Origin of the sequence: Brevibacterium sp. NPDC056726 (genome assembly GCF_042790515.1) — a bacterium.
In the GTDB taxonomy this organism is placed as follows: Bacteria; Actinomycetota; Actinomycetes; order Actinomycetales; family Brevibacteriaceae; genus Brevibacterium; species Brevibacterium sanguinis.
On sequence record NZ_JBHTYZ010000015.1, the window covers coordinates 1 to 1,366 of the forward strand.

Annotated in this window: 1 protein-coding gene; it reads right to left on the minus strand. The window is 61.1% G+C overall.

Going from position 1 to position 1,366, the window contains the following annotated elements; all coding sequences use genetic code 11:
* Positions 1–37 precede the first annotated feature (37 nt).
* Positions 38–1,297 carry an IS30 family transposase gene (locus tag ACFQ91_RS17185; RefSeq protein WP_198499905.1) on the minus strand — a complete coding sequence of 420 codons (1,260 nt, stop codon included), beginning with the start codon at positions 1,295–1,297 and terminating at the stop codon, positions 38–40.
* Positions 1,298–1,366 lie beyond the last annotated feature (69 nt).

Sequence of the window (1,366 nt, forward strand, 5' to 3'; positions counted from 1 at the left end):
GGCAGGTTCAGGTTTCTAGTGCACCATTGGGGTGTCTTCAGGGTACGCCCGCAAGGAGCATGTCTCCCAGTACCTCTGCCGGAGTCGCGTACTCCAGAACCTTCCGCGGCCTGCGATTGAGCTGATCCTGCATCGCTTGAACATCACTGTCGCTGACAGAGGAATCAAACCGGGTGCCTTTCGGATAGTACTCACGCACCAAACCGTTCGTGTTCTCATTCGTCGGCCGCTGCCACGGCGAATGCGGATCACAGAAGAACACCTCGCAATCAGTGGCCACAGTGATCCGCGCATGCTCTGCCATCTCCGAGCCCTGATCCCACGTCAGTGTCGAAAATACGGCCTCGGGCACCGACGCGATCATGTCCTGAACGATCCCGGTCACCGTGCGTGACGACTTCGCTGATGAACACGTCGGCAGCTTCCGCGACAGCGTGAACCGGGACCGACGCTCAACCAGGGTGACCAGGCCACCACCACACCCATCAACGACAAGATCACCTTCCCAATGACCAGGCACCCGCCGGTCATCGGCTTCGGGCGGGCGATCAGCCAACCGCACCCCGTCCAACCAGGGCCGACTCGGCTTCCTTCCCAACCGCGACCGGGGCTTGCGTCCTGTACGACCCGATCTGAGGGCCTTGACCACAGCCAACTCGTGCCGCAACGTCCCCCGCCCCTGAACATAGAGGGCCTGATAGATCGTTTCGGAGCTCACATGCAGATCCTTCCGATCAGGAAACTCACGACGGAGCCTACCGGCGATCTGCTGCGGCGAATATTTGTCATTGAGCGCATTGACGACATACGCCCGCAGCCAGGGGTCATCGAGACGTTTGCGGCGGTGTTCCTTGTGAGCCTGCATCACAAGTGCCCGCCCGTGAGCCCCGGCGGCACTGTACCGGGGCTCCTGGACACCGAAAGCGACCCTATGGCGGGTGATCTCACGAGACACTGTCGAATGGCTGACCCCGATCTGGGCGGCGATCGCACGCACCGACAGGGGTGGGTTCGACTGCAAACCCGCCTGGATCGTGATCCGGTCATCAAACGTGAGCCGATGATACGCCGGTCTCTTCAGCACTGCCTGGCGATGGTGCACGATGGTGATGGCCATGCCCCCATACTTGCCCTTTCTCAGGGGGATTCCCCAGCAACTGGCCCAGCGTTTCACGGACGTGATTCCCACGCCCATGACCGCTGCGATCGCCTGCACAGGCAGGCGCTCGATGACGAGCATTCTCAGTGCCTCGTCGATGACCGTGCTCGGCATTCGATAGATAAGCTTCGTGCCCATCGCGATTCCTCCTTCTCGTGTTCCCTTGCCACTGGGGCCAGGGTGTTGCACTAGAAGTTAGAAACCGCC

Excerpts from the sequence above, each read along its gene's own strand:
- ACFQ91_RS17185 (WP_198499905.1), bottom strand. The coding sequence starts at position 1,297 with ATGGGCACGAAGCTTATCTATCGAATGCCGAGCACGGTCATCGACGAG.